Origin of the sequence: Citrobacter sp. Colony219 (assembly GCF_019382635.1) — a bacterium.
GTDB lineage: Bacteria > Pseudomonadota > Gammaproteobacteria > Enterobacterales > Enterobacteriaceae > Citrobacter > Citrobacter youngae.
In genome coordinates, this window is sequence record NZ_CP080033.1 from 3,938,954 (window position 1) to 3,960,545 (window position 21,592).

Annotated in this window: 14 protein-coding genes and 1 pseudogene; 3 read left to right on the forward strand and 12 right to left on the reverse strand. The window is 52.6% G+C overall.

Translation table 11 applies throughout. The features are described 5' to 3' along the window. Positions 1-42: 42 nt before the first annotated feature. Together cysI and cysJ are read right to left on the reverse strand one after the other, a co-directional pair. Positions 43-1,755, reverse strand: a complete 1,713-nt coding sequence (gene cysI / locus JTI85_RS17595; RefSeq protein ID WP_115601562.1) for an assimilatory sulfite reductase (NADPH) hemoprotein subunit — start codon at positions 1,753-1,755, stop codon at positions 43-45. Next, positions 1,755-3,554: an NADPH-dependent assimilatory sulfite reductase flavoprotein subunit gene (cysJ, locus tag JTI85_RS17600; RefSeq protein ID WP_219351817.1), complete on the reverse strand. Its 1,800-nt coding sequence runs from the start codon at positions 3,552-3,554 to the stop codon at positions 1,755-1,757. Before cysJ ends, cysI begins: the two co-directional genes overlap by 1 nt. A 305-nt stretch (positions 3,555-3,859) precedes the next feature. Here cysJ and queD point away from each other — a divergent pair, with 305 nt between their 5' ends. Further along, positions 3,860-4,222 (forward strand): 6-carboxytetrahydropterin synthase QueD, encoded by a 363-nt coding sequence (gene queD, locus JTI85_RS17605; RefSeq protein WP_048213068.1) that lies wholly within the window; start codon positions 3,860-3,862, stop codon positions 4,220-4,222. 96 nt (positions 4,223-4,318) lie between these two features. Here the strand turns inward: queD and queE are convergent, their stop codons facing one another. Further along, complete coding sequence (gene queE, locus JTI85_RS17610; RefSeq protein ID WP_048213069.1) at positions 4,319-4,990, reverse strand: 7-carboxy-7-deazaguanine synthase QueE; 672 nt, start codon at positions 4,988-4,990, stop codon at positions 4,319-4,321. A gap of 429 nt (positions 4,991-5,419) precedes the next feature. On the opposite strand from queE, the gene JTI85_RS17615 reads away from it, so the two are divergent. Next, the gene (locus JTI85_RS17615; protein ID WP_115601559.1) at positions 5,420-6,529 is read left to right on the forward strand and encodes an SDR family oxidoreductase; all 1,110 of its coding nucleotides are present in this window, start codon (positions 5,420-5,422) and stop codon (positions 6,527-6,529) included. Positions 6,530-6,598: 69 nt separating this feature from the next. Here the strand turns inward: JTI85_RS17615 and eno are convergent, their stop codons facing one another. The 5 genes from eno to rlmD form a co-directional block, all read right to left on the reverse strand. Further along, positions 6,599-7,897: a phosphopyruvate hydratase gene (gene eno, locus JTI85_RS17620; protein ID WP_003034129.1), complete on the reverse strand. Its 1,299-nt coding sequence runs from the start codon at positions 7,895-7,897 to the stop codon at positions 6,599-6,601. An 86-nt stretch (positions 7,898-7,983) separates the two neighbouring features. Beyond that, on the reverse strand, positions 7,984-9,621 hold the full coding sequence (pyrG, locus tag JTI85_RS17625) for a glutamine hydrolyzing CTP synthase (RefSeq protein ID WP_005130912.1): 1,638 nt from the start codon (positions 9,619-9,621) through the stop codon (positions 7,984-7,986). 224 nt (positions 9,622-9,845) lie between these two features. Beyond that, positions 9,846-10,637: a nucleoside triphosphate pyrophosphohydrolase gene (gene mazG, locus JTI85_RS17630; protein ID WP_048213071.1), complete on the reverse strand. Its 792-nt coding sequence runs from the start codon at positions 10,635-10,637 to the stop codon at positions 9,846-9,848. A gap of 131 nt (positions 10,638-10,768) precedes the next feature. After that, complete coding sequence (gene relA / locus JTI85_RS17635) at positions 10,769-13,003, reverse strand: GTP diphosphokinase (protein ID WP_048213072.1); 2,235 nt, start codon at positions 13,001-13,003, stop codon at positions 10,769-10,771. A gap of 100 nt (positions 13,004-13,103) precedes the next feature. Beyond that, a complete protein-coding gene (gene rlmD / locus JTI85_RS17640) occupies positions 13,104-14,402 on the reverse strand; it encodes a 23S rRNA (uracil(1939)-C(5))-methyltransferase RlmD (RefSeq protein WP_061068481.1) in 1,299 nt (432 codons plus the stop codon). A 57-nt stretch (positions 14,403-14,459) separates the two neighbouring features. Here rlmD and barA point away from each other — a divergent pair, with 57 nt between their 5' ends. After that, complete coding sequence (gene barA, locus JTI85_RS17645; protein ID WP_048213074.1) at positions 14,460-17,216, forward strand: two-component sensor histidine kinase BarA; 2,757 nt, start codon at positions 14,460-14,462, stop codon at positions 17,214-17,216. Positions 17,217-17,342: 126 nt separating this feature from the next. Here barA and JTI85_RS17650 read toward each other — a convergent pair whose 3' ends face one another. From JTI85_RS17650 to JTI85_RS17665, 4 genes and pseudogenes are all read right to left on the reverse strand, one after another. Next, positions 17,343-18,485: a glycerate kinase gene (locus tag JTI85_RS17650; RefSeq protein ID WP_115601557.1), complete on the reverse strand. Its 1,143-nt coding sequence runs from the start codon at positions 18,483-18,485 to the stop codon at positions 17,343-17,345. A gap of 78 nt (positions 18,486-18,563) precedes the next feature. Then, entirely contained in the window at positions 18,564-19,904 is a 1,341-nt protein-coding gene (gene gudD, locus JTI85_RS17655; RefSeq protein WP_200044846.1) for a glucarate dehydratase, read from the reverse strand. A gap of 20 nt (positions 19,905-19,924) precedes the next feature. Beyond that, complete coding sequence (locus tag JTI85_RS17660; RefSeq protein ID WP_061068485.1) at positions 19,925-21,265, reverse strand: enolase C-terminal domain-like protein; 1,341 nt, start codon at positions 21,263-21,265, stop codon at positions 19,925-19,927. 2 nt (positions 21,266-21,267) lie between these two features. After that, a pseudogene (locus JTI85_RS17665) lies at positions 21,268-21,592 on the reverse strand (MFS transporter); the annotation flags it as partial.

Sequence of the window (21,592 nt, forward strand, 5' to 3'; positions counted from 1 at the left end):
TAGGCCGGATAAGGCATTTATGCCGCCATCCAGCAATTCATGTTATTCCCAGAAATCACGCGCTGGATCGAGCACCGGGCGAATGATGCCCGCACGCACCGTAAAGTCGCCGAAGCCTTCACCCGCTTCGCGCTCTTTCGCCCAGCGCCCAACCAGTTCGTCTACGGAAGCGAGAATTTCGGTTTCCGTAATGTTTTCGCGATACATACGCGGAATGCGCGTACCCATGCGGTTACCGCCCAGATGCACGTTGTAGCGGCCCGGCGCTTTACCCACCAGCCCCAGTTCAGCCAGCATCGCTCGGCCACAGCCGTTCGGACAGCCGGTGACGCGCATCACGATGTGTTCTTCAGGAATGCCGTGTTTTTCCAGAATGGATTCCACTTTGTCAGTAAACGACGGCAGGAAACGCTCGGCTTCCGCCATCGCCAGCGGACAGGTCGGGAACGACACGCAGGCCATCGAGTTTTCACGCTGCGGCTTCACCGCATTCATCAGACCATGATCGCGCGCCAGCTTCTCTACCTTCGCCTTCTGGCTTTCCGGTACGCCAGCGATGATCAGGTTCTGGTTAGCGGTGATGCGGAAATCGCCTTTGTGGATCTTCGCGATCTCCAGCAGGCCGGTTTTCAGCGGACGGCCCGGGTAATCCAGAATACGGCCATTTTCAATAAACAGCGTCAGATGCCAGTTATTGTCGATCCCTTTCACCCAACCAATCCTGTCGCCACGACCGGTGAACTCGTATGGGCGGATCGGCTCAAATTTGATCCCCGCACGACGCTCCACTTCCTCTTTGAACGTGTCGATACCAACGCGTTCAAGGGTGTATTTGGTTTTAGCGTTTTTACGGTCGGTACGGTTGCCCCAGTCACGCTGCGTCGTCACCACCGCTTCCGCAACCGCCAGCGTGTGTTCAAGCGGCAGATAGCCGAATTCACTTGCCGTACGGGCGTAGGTTTTCTTATTGCCATGCTCAATCGACAAACCACCGCCGACCAGCAGGTTAAAGCCTACCAGCTTGCCGTTTTCGGCAATCGCCACGAAATTCATATCGTTGGCGTGCAGATCGATATCGTTCTGCGGCGGGATGACGACTGTGGTTTTAAACTTACGCGGCAGATAGGTCGCCCCGAGGATCGGCTCTTCGTCGGTGGTCGCGACTTTTTCCTGATCAAGCCAGATCTCTGCATAGGCGCGGGTGCGCGGCAGCAGATGTTCGGAGATCTTTTTCGCCCACTCGTAGGCTTCGGCGTGCAGCTCAGATTCATACGGGTTGGAGGTGCACAGCACGTTACGGTTCATATCGTTGGCGGTCGCCAGTGCGTCCAGGCCGACGGAGTGCAGCATCTGGTGTACCGGCTTCACGTTCTTCTTCAGAATGCCATGGAACTGAAAGGTCTGACGGTTGGTCAGACGAATACTGCCGTAAATGGTGTTATCAGTGGCAAATTTGTCGATGGCCTTCCACTGGGTTGGGGTGATCACCCCGCCCGGCAGACGGCAGCGCAGCAGCATCGCGTGGCGCGGCTCCAGCTTCTGCTCAGCACGTTCGGCGCGAATATCGCGGTCGTCCTGCTGGTACATGCCGTGGAAACGGATCAGCAGGAAGTTATCGCCGTGGAAGCCGCCGGTCAGACCGTCGTTCAGGTCTTCCGCGATGGTGCCGCGCAGGAAATTACTTTCACGCTTCATGCGCTCGGCGTCAGTCAGTTTGCCTTCGACCACTAAAGGCCCTGGGTATTTTTCGCTCATTAGTAGACATCTCGCTGATAACGGCGCTCAACGCGCAGCTCACTTAAAAATTCATCCGCCGCTTCGATGTCCATTGCACCGAATTCAGCAATCACTTCCAGCAATGCCTGCTCAACGTCTTTCGCCATGCGATTAGCGTCGCCGCAGACATAAATGTGGGCACCGTCATTGATCCAGCGCCACAGTTCCGCGCCCTGTTCGCGCAGTTTGTCTTGTACGTAGATTTTTTCTTTTTGGTCACGCGACCAGGCGAGATCGATCCGGCTCAACACGCCTTCTTTCACGTAACGCTGCCATTCCACCTGATACAGGAAATCCTCGGTGAAGTGCGGGTTACCGAAGAACAGCCAGTTCTTGCCTTCTGCGCCATCGGCCGCGCGCTGCTGCATAAAGGCGCGGAACGGGGCAATACCGGTGCCCGGGCCAATCATGATGACCGGCGTCTGCGGGTTAGCCGGCAGGCGGAAGTTGTCGTTATGTTCGATGAAGACGCGGACTTCGCCTTCTTCTTCCACGCGGTCGGCGAGGAAGCTGGAGGCACCACCGGCGCGGGCGCGGCCTTCAATGTCGTAACGCACGACGCCAACAGTCACGTGCACTTCACTTTCGACTTCCGCTTGGGAGGAAGCAATGGAGTACAGACGCGGGGTCAGCGGGCGCAGAAGATCAACTAACGCCTGAGCGTCCAGTTGTGCCGGGGAGAAACGCACCATATCGACGATTGGCGTGGTGGCGGCGTAATGCTGCAACTGCGCTTTATCGCCCACCAGCGGCAGCAGCGATTCACTGCGCGTCAGCGTGGCGTAGTTTTCCACGATATTGGCGGTGTTGACCGTCAGCTCAAAGTGCCACTGTAAGGCTTCCGCCAGCGGCAGCGTTTTGTCATTGACCGTGACCGGTTCATCACCCTTCAGCCACAGCAGCTCTGCCAGCTCTTTAACCAGCGCAGGATCGTTCTGATACCACACGCCCAGCGCGTCGCCCGGCTGATAGCGCAGACCGGAATCGCCGAGATCGATTTCGATATGGCGCACATCTTTTAGCGAGTCGCGACCGGTGATTTTCTGATTCACCGAGAGCGATGCCGGCAGCGGCGCTTCTTTGGTATACGGGCTGGTGTGTACTTCGTTTACAGCACCACTCGCAGCAACTTGCACAGACGGTACAGCCGGCGCACGGGCTTTCAGAACCTCAACCAGACGCTCACGCCATTGCGCGGCAGCGGCCTGGTATTCGACATCCGCATCCACCCGATCCAGCAGGCGCTCGCCACCCAGTTCAGCCAGCCTGCTGTCGAAATCTTTCCCCGCCTTGCAGAAGAACTCATAGGAGGTATCGCCCAAACCAAATATGGCAAAAGCAGTGTTCTCAAGCTTCGGCGCTTTTTTCGAAAACAGGAATTTATGCAGCGCCACGGCTTCTTCCGCCGGCTCACCTTCCCCTTGCGTCGACGCCACCACGATCAGTAATTTTTCATTGGCGATTTGTTTGAATTTATAGTCGCCAGCGTTGATCAGAGTGACGTTGAGCTTCGCGGAGATCAAATCATCGCGCAGGGCTTCCGCCACACGACGCGCATTACCGGTTTGCGAGGCGGAGATAAGCGTAATACCGGGCATTTCAGCAGCAGGCGCAGGGGCCGCCGCATTGCTGCCAGGCTGCTGATTCAGCACACCCCAGAAATAGCCAGAAACCCACGCGAGCTGTGCGGGAGTGAAGTCAGTCGTGGCTGCCTGAAGGCGTGCCAGTTGCTCCGGATTTAGCGGTAGCAAAGCGGAAGGTGGGGCCTGTGTCGTCATGCGTTGTCATGTTCCAGTAAGCAAAGCGGATTTCAGCAATAAAACCCAAACTGAAGATAAGGTTAACGGCGGGGATAGTAACAATTAAAGAAGGGATAGAAATAACAAATAACCAAATGGACTAACCTGTTTTAGTTATAGTCATTAACGGCAAAAACGATTTAATAACTATATGATATACAAATAGTTATCAAACATTAACAGCGTAAATATGACGTTCTGATGCTTAGCGCCCTTTTAACTAATGATAAAAATTGTACTTTACGGTACCCTACGGCGGTTTTTCGCATTCTTGAGAGTAAAAAATGTCCACCACCTTGTTTAAAGATTTCACCTTCGAAGCCGCTCACCGCCTGCCGCATGTACCAGAAGGGCATAAATGTGGCCGCCTGCATGGTCACTCATTTATGGTGCGTCTTGAAATTACCGGTGAAGTCGATCCGCATACCGGTTGGATCATGGATTTTTCTGAGTTAAAAGCGGCGTTTAAGCCGACCTACGACAGACTCGATCACTACTATCTGAACGATATTCCGGGCCTCGAAAACCCAACCAGCGAAGTGCTGGCAAAATGGATTTGGGAGCAGGTTAAACCGGTGGTTCCACTGCTGAGCGCAGTAATGGTAAAAGAAACCTGCACAGCAGGCTGCGTGTATCGCGGCGAGTGATCCCGACCTTGCCGGATGGCGACGCACCGCGACTGATCCCGGCCTACCTTATTAGCAAGCGTAGGCCGGACAAGCGAAGCGCCCCGGCAAAACTTATCAGGCAATATTCAGATATTTGTGGGTTTGCATCGACAAACGCCAGTTACGCGCAATACAGGTATCAATACACAAACGCGTCGCATCTTCTTTCTGACTGATTGGCTGTAAGGCGATGATTCGTGGTTTTTCGTCGCTCAACGTGGCCAACAGTTCATCCAGTGCTTCAATATCGCGAACGCGACCAACCGGATGTTTGATTTCATTCGCGCGCTCCAGCGCCTGCGACAGCACATCATAACCGCCGCGCATATTTACCTTCGGCGATACGGTCACCCAGGTATTCGGCGTACAGCGCACTTCATGGGTGCCGCTGGTTTCAATCTGGCAGCTAAAGCCGTTCTTTTCCAGCAGGTCAGTCAGCGGCATCAGGTCATGAATGCAGGGCTCACCACCGGTTATCACCACATGACGGGCGGTATAGCCCTGACGCTGAATAACAGCCAGCAGATCTTCACTGCTCGCCGCCCCCCATTTATCACTCTCTTTCGTCTTAGCCAGGATGCTGTACAGGGAGACTTCCCGATCCTCAAGCTTATCCCAGGTGTGTTTGGTATCGCACCAGGCACAGCCAACCGGGCATCCCTGTAAACGAATAAAAATGGCGGGGACGCCGGTAAAGTAACCCTCACCTTGCAGGGTCTGGAACATCTCGTTAATCGGGTACTGCATAGTCATCTCTGTTTAGGGTTATGGACGCGTATTATTGCAGATTTGCACGCTCAGGTCTTGCCCCCGGCTGCGCTGTCCCCTGAGTTAAAAATCATGAAACATGATCTCGTGTTTGCACCTGCAATGATCGAAGAGCTGTGATCTAATTTCATAGCTGTTCAGGCAGCGTTTTGATGTAACAAAATATTATTGATAATAACCTTATAAAAATAGTATAAATATTTTAAAAGTAAAATATTTCAAGCATGTACAAACGGAAACATGAAATTATGAATTTATTAGCATCACGCATAGTCAAATTCGATCCGCGGTATCTTTTTATATTAGAATAGGCTTAAGAAACCTAAACTTACGCTAATTTTCCATTTAATCTCCGTTTAATTATCCGCGCCTAGAATCCAGTCAACCACCCCTAATGAGACTGCATTCATGAATACACTATTAATTACTGGCGCAACCGGTTTTTTGGGCGGAGCCGTTTTAGAAAACATTCTGAATCAGACAAATGGATTTAATCTGCTGCTTTTAGTTCGTGCCAGTAATGATGTATCTGCGCTGGAACGGATAAAGGAAAATCTGCGCAAATTCAATATTGCAGAAGAAAAATTGGCAACACTTAGCCCGCGGAATATCCTGTTGGGTGATTTAGTAGAGCCTGAAGCGTTTCTTAACGACCCGCGTCTGGGCCAGGTTACTCATGTCATCAATTGCGCCGCCGTCGCCTCTTTTGGCAACAACCCGCTTATCTGGAAAGTCAATGTCGAAGGAACGCTGAAGTTCGCCCGGAGAATGGCCTGTGTCGGCAGCCTGCAGCGTTTTCTTCACGTTGGTACAGCAATGTCATGCTCCCCAGACCCCGATTCACTGGTGGCCGAAAGTGCAGAGTTTCGCGAGCGTGCTGAGCATCTGGTTGAGTATACGCACTCTAAATCCACGATAGAACGTCTGATACAACAGGAATGCCCAACATTACCACTGGTTATCGCGCGGCCTTCGATCGTTGTTGGCCATACTCATCACGGCTGTAAACCCTCCAGCAGTATTTTCTGGGTATTCAGCATGGGTCTGATGCTACAAAAATTTATGTGTTCGATGGAAGACCGTATTGACGTGATCCCGGTTGATTATTGCGCCGATGCATTGCTGATGTTACTGAGCAGTCCACTTGCTCGCGGTGAAGTGGTGCACATCTCAGCAGGAGAAGAAAATAGCGTGAGGTTTGCAGATATTGATAACGCGATGGCATCTGCGCTGGAACAAGCTCCCGTCGGCAATAAATACGCACAGGTCAGCTATGAAACGCTGGTCCAAATGCGCCGTGAACTGAAGAATATTTTTGGCCCCTGCAACGAACGACTAATGCTGAAAGCCATGCGTCTTTACGGCGCGTTCGCAACGCTGAACGTGCGATTCAGCAATGATAAGCTGCTCAGCATGGGGATGCCGAAGCCGCCGCGTTTTACCGATTACATTGAGCGCTGTGTACAGACGACACGTGGGCTGACTATTCCACAGCAAATGGCAGTGGACTTTAAATAGGTTGCTATTGTGCAGGCAAAAAAATGCCAGCCCGAAGGCTGGCATTTTTAAATCAGAGAAAGAACAGGATTACGCCTGACCTTTGATCTCTTTACGACCGTTGTACGGAGCTTGTTCACCCAGAGCTTCTTCGATACGAATCAGCTGGTTGTACTTAGCAACGCGGTCAGAACGGCTCATAGAACCAGTTTTGATCTGGCCTGCAGCGGTACCAACAGCCAGGTCAGCGATGGTAGCGTCTTCAGTTTCGCCAGAACGGTGAGAGATGACAGCGGTGTAGCCAGCGTCTTTCGCCATTTTGATCGCAGCCAGAGTTTCGGTCAGAGAACCGATCTGGTTGAATTTGATCAGGATGGAGTTAACGATGCCTTTTTCGATGCCTTCTTTCAGGATCTTGGTGTTGGTTACGAACAGGTCGTCACCAACCAGCTGGATTTTGTCGCCCAGTACTTTAGTCTGGTATGCGAAACCATCCCAGTCAGACTCGTCCAGACCATCTTCGATGGACACGATCGGGTACTGTTTGGTCAGTTCTTCCAGGAAATGAGTGAATTCTTCGGAGGTGAATGCTTTGTTGCCTTCGCCAGCCAGAACGTATTTACCGTCTTTGTAGAATTCAGACGCTGCACAGTCCATCGCCAGAGTGATGTCTTTGCCCAGCTCGTAGCCAGCTGCTTTAACCGCTTCAGCGATTACCGCCAGAGCTTCAGCGTTGGAACCCAGGTTCGGCGCATAGCCGCCTTCGTCACCCACTGCAGTGTTCATACCTTTGGCTTTCAGAACTTTAGCCAGGTTGTGGAACACTTCAGAACCCATACGTACAGCTTCTTTCAGGGTTTTAGCGCCAACAGGCTGAATCATGAATTCCTGGATGTCGACGTTGTTGTCAGCGTGCTCACCACCGTTGATGATGTTCATCATCGGAACCGGCATGGAGTATTTGCCCGGAGTGCCGTTCAGTTCAGCGATGTGTGCATACAGCGGCAGGCCTTTAGCAGCAGCTGCTGCTTTGGCGTTCGCCAGGGACACAGCCAGGATGGCGTTTGCACCGAAGTTGGATTTGTTTTCAGTACCGTCCAGATCGATCATGATCTTGTCGATGCCAGCCTGATCTTTAGCATCTTTACCCAGCAGAGCCTGAGCAATCGGGCCGTTAACAGCTGCAACAGCTTTCAGTACGCCTTTACCCATGAAGCGGGATTTGTCGCCATCGCGCAGTTCCAGTGCTTCGCGGGAACCAGTAGAAGCACCTGACGGAGCTGCTGCCATACCAACGAAACCACCTTCCAGGTGTACTTCGGCTTCAACAGTCGGGTTACCACGGGAGTCGATGATTTCACGACCGATGATTTTAACGATTTTGGACATTAGGTTTTCCTCAGTACAAGTTAAACTAAAACTCCAGACAAACAATGCACCCTGATGGGTGCATTGCCGTTCTAACTTTTTACTTCTTACTTCGCCTGACGCTTCTGATGTTCACTGGCGGCTTTCACAAAGCCGGCGAACAGCGGGTGCCCATCACGTGGCGTGGAAGTAAATTCCGGGTGGAACTGACAGGCCACGAACCACGGATGATTCGGTACCTCAATGATCTCGACCAACTGATCATCACCGGAACGGCCTGCAACACGCAGACCCGCAGCTTCAATCTGTTTCAACAGCATATTGTTGACTTCGTAGCGGTGGCGATGGCGTTCAACAATTGTCGGCGTACCGTACAGTTGACGAACCAGACTCTCATCGCTCAGCTGACACTGTTGCGCACCAAGACGCATTGTGCCGCCCAGATCGCTCTTCTCGGTACGGACTTCGACGTTGCCGTCTTCATCACGCCATTCAGTAATCAGGGCCACCACCGGGTACTTACAGTCTGGCACAAATTCTGTGGAGTTGGCGTTGTCCATTCCCACGACGTTACGAGCAAACTCAATCAACGCAACCTGCATACCCAGGCAAATACCCAGATAAGGAATATTGTTCTCACGCGCAAAGCGCGCTGTCGCGATTTTACCTTCAACACCACGGTAGCCGAAGCCGCCAGGGATCAGGATTGCATCAAGACCTTTCAGGATCTCAACGCCGCGCGTTTCGACATCTTGCGAATCAATCAGCTTGATGTTGACGGTGACACGATTCTTCAAGCCACCGTGCTTCAGCGCTTCGATAACTGACTTATAGGCATCCGGCAGTTCAATGTACTTGCCGACCATACCAATAGTCACTTCGCCTGCCGGATTCGCTTCTTCGTAGATAACCTGTTCCCATTCTGACAGATTCGCTTCCGGACAGTTCAAGCTGAATCGTTTACAAATATAATCGTCAAGGCCCTGAGATTTCAACAGGCCCGGAATTTTATAGATGGAATCGACATCTTTCAGAGAAATCACCGCTTTTTCCGGAACGTTACAGAACAATGCAATTTTTGCACGTTCATTAGCCGGAACTGCGCGATCGGAGCGGCAAATCAGGATATCTGGCTGAATACCGATAGAAAGCAGCTCTTTTACCGAGTGCTGAGTCGGTTTAGTTTTGACTTCACCTGCCGCCGCCATGTACGGAACCAGCGTCAGATGCATAAACAACGTGTGCTCACGGCCAATTTCTACGGCCATCTGGCGAATCGCTTCAAGGAACGGCAGAGATTCGATATCCCCAACGGTTCCGCCGATTTCAACCAGAACAACATCATGACCTTCGCCGCCTTCCAGAACGCGTTCTTTAATGGCATTCGTGATGTGCGGGATAACCTGAACGGTCGCGCCCAGGTAGTCGCCACGGCGTTCTTTACGCAGAACGTCGGAGTAGATACGACCGGTGGTGAAGTTGTTACGGCGGCTCATTTTCGTACGAATGAAACGCTCATAGTGACCCAGGTCCAGGTCGGTTTCAGCGCCGTCTTCGGTAACGAACACTTCCCCGTGTTGGATAGGGCTCATAGTACCTGGATCGACGTTGATGTACGGATCCAGTTTCATCATGGTTACATTGAGGCCACGGGCTTCAAGAATGGCTGCCAGGGAGGCTGCGGCAATGCCTTTTCCCAGAGAGGATACGACCCCGCCGGTCACAAAAATATAGTTCGTTGTCATGCTGGACCTGAGAAGTTAGGGTGAAACGATGGAATTACCAAGACGGGAAAGTAGTATACCCGAACATGACGAGCGCCACAAACTTTCATTATTCCTCCTCTTCACCAGGCTCACATTAACATCGGGAGTGAGAAAATAGCCCCTTTGGGGTAAATGTTTTTGACGTAAATCAAGCGCTTGTTATTTAAAAAATCACACAAATCGCCCTTGACCGACGAAATCCCTTAGAGATCAATTTCCTGTCGTTTTACCTGTTGCCAGACTTCTTCCATTGTTTCCAGATCAACACCTGTCATTTCCAGACCGCGAGCAGCCACAATTCGCTCAACCTCACGAAAACGGCGCTCGAATTTTTCATTCGCTTTCTGCAAAGCAGTCTCTGCTTTTGTCCCTAAATGACGGGCCATATTGACCGTGGCAAACAGCAGGTCGCCCATTTCCTCCTCCAGTTTAGCCTGGTCAACGACAGCCTGCTTCGCCTCGAACATGACTTCGTCAATCTCTTCGTAAACCTTGTCGACAACCGGCCCTAATGTTTTCCAGTCGAAGCCAACATTTGAGCAACGTTTCTGGATTTTCTGGGCGCGCATTAGCGCCGGTAAACTACGGGGAATATCGTCCAGCGCGGAATGTTGTGACTTCTCGGCACGTTCTTCGGTTTTGATTTGCTCCCAACGGGTTAGCACCTCGGTGCTGTTACTGGCAGAAACATCTGCGAAAACATGCGGGTGGCGGCGTTCAAGCTTATCGCTTATCGCAGCACAGATATCATCAAAGTTGAAGCGCCCTTCTTCCTGTGCCATCTGGGCGTAAAACACCACCTGGAACAACAGATCGCCTAATTCACCACGCAGATCGTCGAAGTCTTCGCGCGCAATGGCATCAAGTACTTCATAGGTTTCTTCGAGGGTGTAAGGAGCAATAGTGGCGAATGTCTGCTCTTTATCCCACGGACAACCGTTTTCCGGGTCGCGCAGGCGCTGCATAATACCGAGCAGTCGATCGATTTGGTTCATTGGAATATCCTGAAATTTCAATATAGTAGACCGGATAAGGCGACAGCCAACATCCGGCGATATAGCAATGCCTGATGGCAACGCTGACGCGTTGCCATCAGGCCTGCAAGATCATCCGGCCTACAAAATAATTAATTACCGTGCAGACGGCGTGCGTCGATCACATCCGGCACCTGGTTCAGCTTGCCGAGCACACGTCCGAGTACCTGCAGGTTATAGATTTCGATGGTCATATCAATGGTGGCCAACTGTTGTTTGGTATCACTCCGGCTGGCAACCCCCAGCACGTTCACCTTTTCGTTGGCAAGAATCGTCGTGATATCACGTAACAAGCCGCTGCGATCGTTAGCCTGGACGCGAACCACCAGCGAATACCCTGCCGAGTAGCTTTCGCCCCAAACCGCGTCAACAATACGTTCCGGCGCATGCGAGCGCAGTTCATTCAGCTGTTCGCAATCCGCCCGGTGGACGGAAATACCGCGTCCCTGGGTGATAAACCCGACAATCTCATCGCCGGGAATCGGCTGGCAGCAGCGAGCGATGTGGTGCATCAGGTTACCCACCCCTTCAACCACCACGCGACCGTCGTCTTTTCGGCGACTCTGCGGCGCCTGCGTTTTCTGCTGAAGTTGTTTCAGCGCGGCGGCATCCTGTTCGGCAGCGCTTGGTTTATTAAACTGCGCCTGCAGGAAGTTCACCATCTGGTTGAGGCGGATGTCTCCTCCGCCAATCGCCGCCAGCAGCTCATCCAGCTCATTGAAGCTGTAGCGCGGCAGCAGATGTTTTTCCGCTTCTTTCAGGCTAATACCTAAATGCGCCAGCTCATCATCGAGGATCTGGCGGCCCGCCAGGATGTTTTTGTCGCGATCCTGTTTACGGAACCAGGCGTGGATCTTCGAGCGCCCCCGGCTGGTCGTCACGTAGCCCAGGTTAGGATTTAGCCAGTCACGACTTGGGTTTGGCTGTTTCTGGGTGATGATTTCAATTTGATCACCCATCTGCAGCTGATAGGTAAACGGTACGATGCGCCCGCCAATTTTCGCGCCAATGCAACGATGCCCCACATCACTGTGAATGTGATAAGCAAAATCGAGCGGCGTGGAGCCTGCAGGCAGATCCACAACATCCCCTTTTGGCGTAAAGACGTAAACTCTGTCATCAAAGACCTGGCTACGCACTTCATCCAGCATTTCACCGGAATCCGCCATCTCTTCCTGCCAGGCTATCAGTTTACGCAGCCACGCAATGCGGTCTTCATGACCAGAGCGCGCCGCGCCTGAAGCAGTACCTTCTTTGTACTTCCAGTGCGCGGCAACACCCAGCTCGGCATCTTCGTGCATCTGTTTGGTACGGATCTGGATTTCAATGGTTTTACCGCCAGGCCCCAGCACAACCGTATGGATTGACTGGTAACCGTTAGGCTTTGGATTGGCAACGTAGTCATCGAACTCATCAGGCAGATGGCGATAGTGAGTATGCACAATCCCCAGCGCGGCATAGCAATCCTGTAAACGCTCAGCCACGATACGCACCGCGCGCACATCGAACAGTTCGTCAAAAGCCAGCTGCTTTTTCTGCATTTTGCGCCAGATGCTGTAGATGTGCTTCGGACGTCCGTAAACTTCGGCTTTGACGCCTTCCGTTTTCATCTCTGAGCGCAAATGACCGACGAATTCATCAATGTAATGTTCCCTGTCGATACGACGTTCATGCAGCAGCTTGGCAATACGTTTGTATTCAGCCGGGTGCAGGTAACGGAAGCAGTAATCTTCCAGCTCCCATTTTAATTGCCCGATGCCTAATCGGTTGGCCAGCGGGGCATAGATATTGGTGCACTCTTTTGCCGCCAGTACGCGTTCATCTTCCGGTGCGTCTTTCACTTCTCGCAAATGGGCAATACGTTCCGCCAGCTTGATGACCACGCAGCGGAAGTCGTCGACCATTGCCAGCAGCATGCGACGAACGTTATCGACCTGCTCGGAAGAGACTGAATCGGTATGCGTGGCTTTAAGTTGGCGTATCGCCGCCATATCACGCACACCATGGATAAGGTTAACGATTGACGTGCCTACGCTCTCGCGCAGGATGTCTTCACTCACCACATTGGCATCCGCCAGAGGGAACAGCATCGCCGCTCGCAGCGTGTCGATATCCATGCTCAGCATGGAGAGTATTTCCACCATTTCGACGCCACGCCACAGCAGCAGATCCGCATCCGGATGCCCCTGTGTCTGCTGCAGGCAATACGCCCAGGTTTCGGCTAAGCGTTCACACGACTGCTGGCTGGAGATCCCAAGACTCGCGATCCATTTCTTAGGATCAAACTCACCAGCTTTATTTATATGTGCACTTCTTACCGCAACCATCGTCCTCTCCTTAAGGGGCATGGCCTGTCGAAGTCGACAAGCCGTACCCATTGTCTTTCACGTTGCATTACAACCCGAAATCCAATGGGTATAAAATTCATTACAAACGCTCAAACAGGACCATCGATTCCAGATGTCCAGTGTGCGGGAACATATCGAGCATCGCCAGTCGCCGAACGGTATATCCTGCATTGAGTAACGCTTCGCTGTCACGAGCCAGCGTAGCAGGATTACAGGATACATAAACAACGCGGCCAGGGTTTAACTTTATAATATGTTGCATCACGCCGGCAGCCCCCGCACGCGCAGGATCGAGCAATACTTTATCAAATCCGTTTTTTGCCCATGGTTGTTTGGTGACATCTTCTTCAAGGTTTTCATGAAAGAATGTCACATTGTGTAGTCCGTTATTCCGCGCATTTTCCCGGCCTTTTTCCACCAGCGCAGGGACACCTTCAACACCCACAACGCTCGCTGCTCGTACGGCCAACGGCAACGTAAAATTCCCCATACCACAGAACAAATCGAGCACCCGGTCCTCTCGCTGCACATCCAGCCATTCCAGCGCACAGGAAACCATTTTTTGGTTTACCCCTTCATTGACCTGGATAAAATCACGCGGGCTGAAGGTTAAACGTAGTCCATTTGAATCATACCAGGGCGATTCTTCTGAATTTGATTCCAGTATCTCGCTTTGCGGAGCCAGAAACAAAGACAGTCCCTGAGAATGCGAAAAGTGTTCCAGTTTTTCTTTATCCGCGGCACTCAATGGTGCGGTGTGGCGCAAAATCATCAGAGTTCCACTTCCAGCCTGCACCAATTCGACATGCCCCAAGTGACGCAGCCCCTGCAGACTCTGCAGGCATGCCCGAATTTCAGGCAGCAACGCCTCAAGTTGGGGCACCAAAATAGGGCATTGCTTCACATCAATAATGTCGCTGGAGCCGGACTTGCGAAATCCCATCTGCAATTGCTGCTCTTTCGAGCGATAGTTCAGACTTAAACGCGCGCGGCGTCGATAGCCCCACGGGGTATCGGCGATAACTTCTGTCACCTCACATTTCATTAAACGCGATAACGCTGCACTTTTGCTACGCTGCTGCAACGAGATGCTGGCGTGCTGCTGTTGACAGCCACCACAGACCCCAAAATGTGGACAACGTGGCACTTCACGTTCCGAACTGTCGTTTAAACGACGTTTGACTTGCGCGCGGGCGAACTGTTTTTTATCTTCAGTTATCACCACTTCTGCGCTTTCCTGAGGCAGCAATTCCGGTATAAACAGGGCTTTCCCGTTATGACGAGCAACGCCCTGACCAAAAGAATCAAGGTCATTGACGGTAACGGTTATGATCTGACGCGTCGTCACGCGTCGTTTTGCAGAGTAGAATTGCGCCATCGACGAGATATTTCTCTATTTAACAGTGTGACCCTAATTGTCCCATAACGGAACTCCATGACCAACTACAGCCTGCGCGCACGCATGATGATTCTGATCCTGGCCCCGACCGTCCTGATAGGTTTGCTGCTCAGTATCTTTTTTGTTGTGCATCGCTATAACGACTTGCAGCGTCAACTGGAAGATGCTGGTGCCAGCATCATCGAGCCACTCGCGGTTTCCAGCGAATACGGCATGAACTTGCAAAACCGGGAATCCATCGGCCAGCTTATCAGCGTGTTGCATCGTCGCCATTCCGATATTGTGCGGGCAATTTCCGTCTATGACGAAAATAACCAACTGTTCGTCACCTCCAACTTTCATCTTGATCCGTCAGAGATGCAATTGGCTACCGGATCGCCGTTTCCGCGAAAGCTGAGCGTAACCCGGCACGGGGATATCATGATCCTGCGTACCCCTATTATATCGGAAAGCTATTCACCTGATGAATCTGCCGTTAGCGATGCCAAAAACACCAAAAATATGTTGGGGTATGTGGCGCTTGAGCTGGACCTCAAGTCCGTGCGATTACAGCAGTACAAAGAGATCTTTATCTCCAGCGTCATGATGCTGTTTTGTATTGGCATTGCGTTAATTTTCGGCTGGCGTCTGATGCGCGACGTGACCGGACCAATTCGCAACATGGTGAATACCGTTGACCGAATACGTAGAGGTCAGCTCGATAGCCGCGTGGAAGGTTTCATGTTGGGCGAACTGGATATGCTGAAGAATGGCATCAACTCGATGGCAATGTCTCTCGCCGCCTACCATGAAGAGATGCAGCACAATATCGATCAGGCGACTTCAGATCTGCGCGAAACGCTGGAGCAGATGGAAATCCAAAACGTTGAGTTGGATCTGGCAAAGAAACGCGCCCAGGAAGCTGCACGTATTAAATCAGAGTTCCTGGCGAACATGTCTCATGAGCTACGTACACCGCTAAACGGTGTCATTGGCTTTACACGCCTGACACTGAAAACCGAGCTCAACACCACCCAGCGCGATCACCTGAATACAATTGAGCGCTCTGCTAACAACCTGCTTGCTATCATCAATGATGTGCTCGACTTCTCTAAACTGGAAGCGGGTAAACTGATTCTGGAAAGCATACCGTTCCCGCTGCGCAGCACACTGGATGACGTCGTAACGCTGTTAGCGCACTCCTCCCATGACAAAGGGCTGGAGCTAACACTGAATATTAAAAATGACGTTCCGGACAATGTGATTGGCGATCCGCTGCGCCTGCAACAGGTCATTACCAACCTGGTCGGCAATGCCATCAAATTTACTGAGAGCGGCAATATCGACATTCTGGTTGAAAAACGCGCGCTCAGTAACACCAAAGTCCAGATTGAAGTTCAAATCCGCGATACCGGTATTGGCATCCCGGAACGCGATCAGTCACGTCTGTTCCAGGCTTTCCGTCAGGCTGATGCCAGCATTTCGCGCCGTCACGGCGGTACCGGACTTGGCCTTGTGATCACACAAAAACTGGTCAATGAAATGGGTGGGGATATCTCGTTCCATAGCCAACCCAATCGCGGTTCCACTTTCTGGTTCCATATCAGTCTTGATCTCAATCCTAATGTTATCAGCGATCGTTCAACCACCCGCTGTCTGGCCGGAAAACGACTGGCTTACGTTGAACCAAATGCTACCGCCGCGCAATGCACGTTAGATATCTTGAGTGAAACGCCGCTGGAGGTGATTTACAGCCCTTCATTCTCTGCATTACCGGCAGAACACTACGATATCCTGCTACTTGGTGTCCCCGTCACTTTCCACGAGCCGCTCACCATGCAGCATAAACGTCTGGCAAGCGCAGCCGCAATGACCGATTTCCTGTTGCTGGCGCTGCCTTGCCATGCGCAGATTAACGCTGAAAAATTAAAGCAAGGCGGCGCGGCGGCATGTCTGTTAAAACCGCTCACCTCAACCCGATTGCTGCCTGCGTTAACCGAATATTGCCACCTGAACCAGGGTGCAGAACGCCAGTTGTTAGATGAAAGCAAGATTGCGATGACCGTGATGGCGGTGGACGACAACCCGGCGAACCTGAAGCTTATCGGCGCATTACTTGAAGATAAGGTTCAGCACGTCGAGCTGTGCGACAGCGGACAGCAGGCGGTGGACAGAGCCAAGCAAATGCAGTTTGATCTGATCCTGATGGATATTCAGATGCCAGACATGGACGGTATTCGTGCCTGCGAACTGATCCATCAGCTTCCACACCAGCAGCAGACACCGGTTATTGCGGTAACAGCACATGCCATGGCAGGGCAAAAAGAGAAGTTACTCAGCGCCGGAATGAATGACTACCTGGCTAAGCCGATTGAAGAAGATAAATTGCACAGTTTGCTGTTGCGCTATAAGCCCGGTGCCGGCACATCAGCCCGGGCTATCGTGGCGGCCCCCCCTGACCCCGTGGTCAACCCGAATACGACCCTCGACTGGCAACTGGCTTTGAGACAGGCTGCCGGTAAAAACGATCTGGCGCGGGATATGCTGCAAATGCTGATCGATTTCTTGCCTGAAGTCCGTAACAGAATTGAAGAGCAACTGGTGGGTGAAAACCCTGAAGGGTTGGTGGATTTGATTCATAAACTACACGGCAGCTGCGGTTACAGCGGGGTTCCCCGCATGAAAAACCTGTGCCAGCTTATTGAACAGCAGTTACGTAGCGGGACCAAAGAAGAAGATCTGGAACCAGAGTTTTTAGAGCTTCTTGATGAGATGGACAACGTCGGGCGAGAAGCGAAACGGATATTGGGGTGATATTCGCCGATGCGGCGTAAACGCCTTATCCGGCCGACAGGTTTCGCTGTTTACCGTAGGCCCGATAGGCGTCGCGCCATCGGGCACATCGCCGGAGCGGCGTAAACGCCTTCTCCGACCTACAACTCAGCGTAATTGCTGTCCTGCTTTAAGCGTTGCGGCCACGTTTCGTGCCGTCATCCGCACATTTTCACTCGCATTATCCAGCGCCTCATCCAGCGTGCAAATGGTATAAATCACGCTAAAAACAGCATCAATTCCATGCTCATGCACCACGCCAACATCTGGCGTCAGGCTGCCTGCAATACCAATGACGGGCTTATTATATCGCTTTGCAACATTCGCTACGCCTACCGGGACTTTGCCATGGATCGTCTGACTGTCAATACGCCCTTCCCCGGTCACAACTAGGTCTGCATCCGCAACGCAGTCGGCGAGGTGTAACGCATCCGTCACGATCTCGATACCACGGCGTAGCTGCGCGCCGCAAAACGCATACAGTGCAGCTCCCATGCCTCCGGCAGCGCCTCCACCGGCCAGATCCAGCACGTTAACGTCCAGATCGCGGGCAATCAGTTGTGCATAGTGCGTCAGCGCATTATCCAGACGGGTGATCATCTCTGGCGTTGCCCCTTTTTGTGGACCAAATACTGCAGAAGCGCCCTCTTTACCGGTCAGCGGATTCGTGACATCACAGGCCACTTCGATACGACAGGTGGCAAGGCGCTTATCTAACGCTGAAATATCGATCCTGGTGAGCGCTTCCAGACCGATCCCGCCTTGTGCAATCTGGTTATTCTGTGCATCCAGCAATTTGGCGCCCAGTGCCTGCACCATACCGGCACCACCATCATTGGTCGCACTACCGCCAATCCCGATGATGATGTGTTCTACACCCGCATCCAGCGCATGGCGAATCAACTCTCCGGTCCCCCATGAGGTGGTTTTCAGCGGGTCGCGTAACCCTGCCGGAACTCGCTCTAACCCACTGGCGGCCGCCATCTCGATAAACGCTGAGCGCTCATCTCCTGATACCCCATAAAATGCCTGTACCTTACTTCCCAGGGGCCCCGTAACATCAACATGCACAAGGTGGCCCGCCGTAGCGGCAACCATCGCCTCGACCGTTCCTTCACCACCATCAGCGACCGGTATCTTTACGTAATCCGCATCAGGCCAGATCTCACGAAAACCCTGCTCAATGGCAGTTGCCACCTCAAGCGCACTCAAACTCTCTTTATAAGAATCCGGTGCAATTACTATTTTCATAAGCCGTCCTTACGCATGTTGATTCTGTTAATCATACACCTGGAGATGTGCCGGTTCCTGTCAGAACCGGCATAACACTTAGCGCACCATGCATGGGCGTTTATTATCGAAGGTCCAGTTCGGGATCAGGTACTGCATTCCCATCGCGTCATCACGCGCTCCCAGGCCATGTTGCTGGTACAGTTCGTGCGCTTTCATCACCTGGTCCATATCCAGTTCTACACCCAGACCCGGCTTCGCTGGTACCTGTACCATGCCGCCTTTAATGTCGAACGGTTCTTTGGTCAGGCGTTGGTTACCTTCCTGCCAGATCCAGTGGGTATCAATGGCCGTAATTTTACCCGGCGCAGCCGCCGCCACATGAGTGAACATCGCCAGCGAAATATCAAAGTGGTTGTTAGAGTGTGAACCCCAGGTGAGGCCAAACTCATGACACATCTGCGCTACGCGAACAGACCCCTGCATGGTCCAGAAATGCGGGTCAGCCAGCGGAATATCCACAGATTGCAACGACAGCGTGTGCCCCATCTGACGCCAGTCGGTAGCAATCATATTGGTCGCCGTCGGCAGGCCAGTAGCGCGGCGGAATTCCGCCATCACTTCACGCCCAGAGAACCCCTGCTCCGCGCCACATGGATCTTCAGCATAAGCCAGCGATCCTTTCAGATACTTACCGATCTTGATCGCTTCATTCAACGACCAGGCGCCGTTGGGATCGAGCGTTACGCGGGCCTGCGGGAAACGCTTCGCCAACGCGACGATAGATTCCGCTTCCTCTTCCCCTGCCAGCACGCCACCTTTCAGTTTAAAGTCGTTAAAGCCATATTTCTCATACGCAGCTTCAGCCAGGCGCACAACCGCATCCGGGGTCATGGCCTCTTCATGGCGCAGACGATACCAGTCGCACTTCTCATCCGGCTGACTCTGATACGGCAGCGGCGTCGCTTTACGGTTGCCGACGAAGAACAGATACCCCAACATTTCCACTTCGCTACGCTGCTGGCCATCGCCCAGCAAGGAAGCCACATTCACCCCCAGGTGCTGGCCTAACAGATCCAACATTGCCGCTTCGATCCCGGTAACCACATGAATAGTGGTACGTAAATCGAAGGTCTGCAAACCACGCCCACCGGCATCCCGATCGGCAAAGGTATTGCGTACCGTATTCAGTACGTTTTTGTATTCACCTAACGTTTTGCCCACCACCAGCGGAATCGCATCTTCCAGAGTCTGACGAATTTTCTCGCCGCCGGGAATTTCGCCCACCCCGGCATGACCAGAATTATCCTTGATAATCACAATATTACGCGTGAAGAACGGGGCATGTGCGCCGCTCAGGTTCATCAACATGCTGTCGTGGCCCGCAACCGGGATCACCTGCATAGCGGTCACTACTGGGGTAGAAAATTGTGCGCTCATTATCGTGTCCTTATTCAAAATCAGTGACGGCCGAAAACGGGACGTTTACGGTCAAAAGTCCATCCGGGGATCAGATACTGCATTGGGCCTGCGTCATTACGCGCGCCGCCGGGCAGCGCCTTATAGGCTTCATGCGCTTTCTGCACCTGATCCCAGTCCAGTTCCACACCCAGACCGGGCGCATCGGGTACCGCAATTTTTCCGTTTTTAATCTCCAGCGGATTTTTGGTCAGGCGGCAATCACCCTCCTGCCAGATCCAGTGGGTATCAATAGCCGTTGGATTACCCGGTGCAGCCGCACCGACGTGGGTGAACATCGCCAGCGAAATATCAAAGTGGTTATTAGAATGGCATCCCCAGGTCAGGCCCCAGTCATCGCACAACTGCGCCACGCGTACCGCGCCGGAAAGCGTCCAGAAGTGAGGATCGGCCAGCGGAATATCAACTGCATTCAGCATTACCGCGTGGCCCATTTCGCGCCAGTTGGTAGCAATCATGTTGGTCGCCACCGGCAAACCAGTCGCGCGGCGGAACTCGGCCATCACTTCGCGGCCAGAAAAACCCTGTTCAGCGCCACATGGATCTTCGGCGTAGGTCAGCACATCGTTCAGCCCTTTACACAGGGAGATGGCTTCATCCAGCAACCAGGCACCGTTGGGATCAACCGTAATACGCGCATCCGGGAAGCATTTTTTCAGCGCACGAGCGGTGTCGATTTCCTGCTCGCCCGGCAGCACACCACCCTTCAGTTTGAAATCTTTAAAGCCGTAGCGATCCTGTGACGCCTGTGCCAGACGCACCACCGCGTCGCTGGTCATCGCTTGCTGGTGACGTAATTGATACCACTCATGTTTACCCGGCGTACTTTCCAGATACGGTAAATCGGTTTTGCAGCGATCGCCTACATAGAACAGATACCCGAGCACAGTCACTGCATCACGCTGCTTACCCGGACCTAACAGTTCGCAGACCGGTACATTCAGCGCTTTGCCCAGCAGATCCAGCAGCGCGGCCTCCAGCGCCGCCACCGCATTGACGCGCAGCTCAAATGTCCAGGCACCTTTGCCGAAAGTATCAAAGTCGGCAGCCTGATTGCCTTTATGTACCTGCTGGACCACCTTATTCAGGCGGGCCACTTCCTGACCCAATACCATCGGGATAGCGTCAACCAGAGTCTGATAAATCACTTCACCACCCGGCGCTTCACCGACGCCGGTATTACCGGCGTTATCGGTAAGAACCACAATATTGCGAGTGAAATATGCGTTGTGCGCACCACCAATATTGAGCAGCATGCTGTCATGCCCGGCCACCGGGATGACCTTCATATCGGTAATAACGGGGCTTGATTGTGTTGTCATCATCATTGTCCTGCGACAGGTTTCAGTTCGATACGTTTAATATCACCGACCAGCACCAGATAGCTCACCACAGCAATCAGCGCATGCACCCCAACGTAAATCAAGGCACCATTAAACGACCCCGTCGAGCCCACAATGTAGCCAATAGCAATCGGTGTCACGATGCCGGAGATATTACCGAACATATTGAACAGGCCGCCGCTCAGGCCGCTAATCTCTTTGGGGGCCGTGTCTGCCATTACCGCCCAGCCCAGTGCACCAATACCTTTACCGAAGAAAGCCAGCGCCATAAAGCCGATAATCATCCACTCAACGTTGACGTAGTTA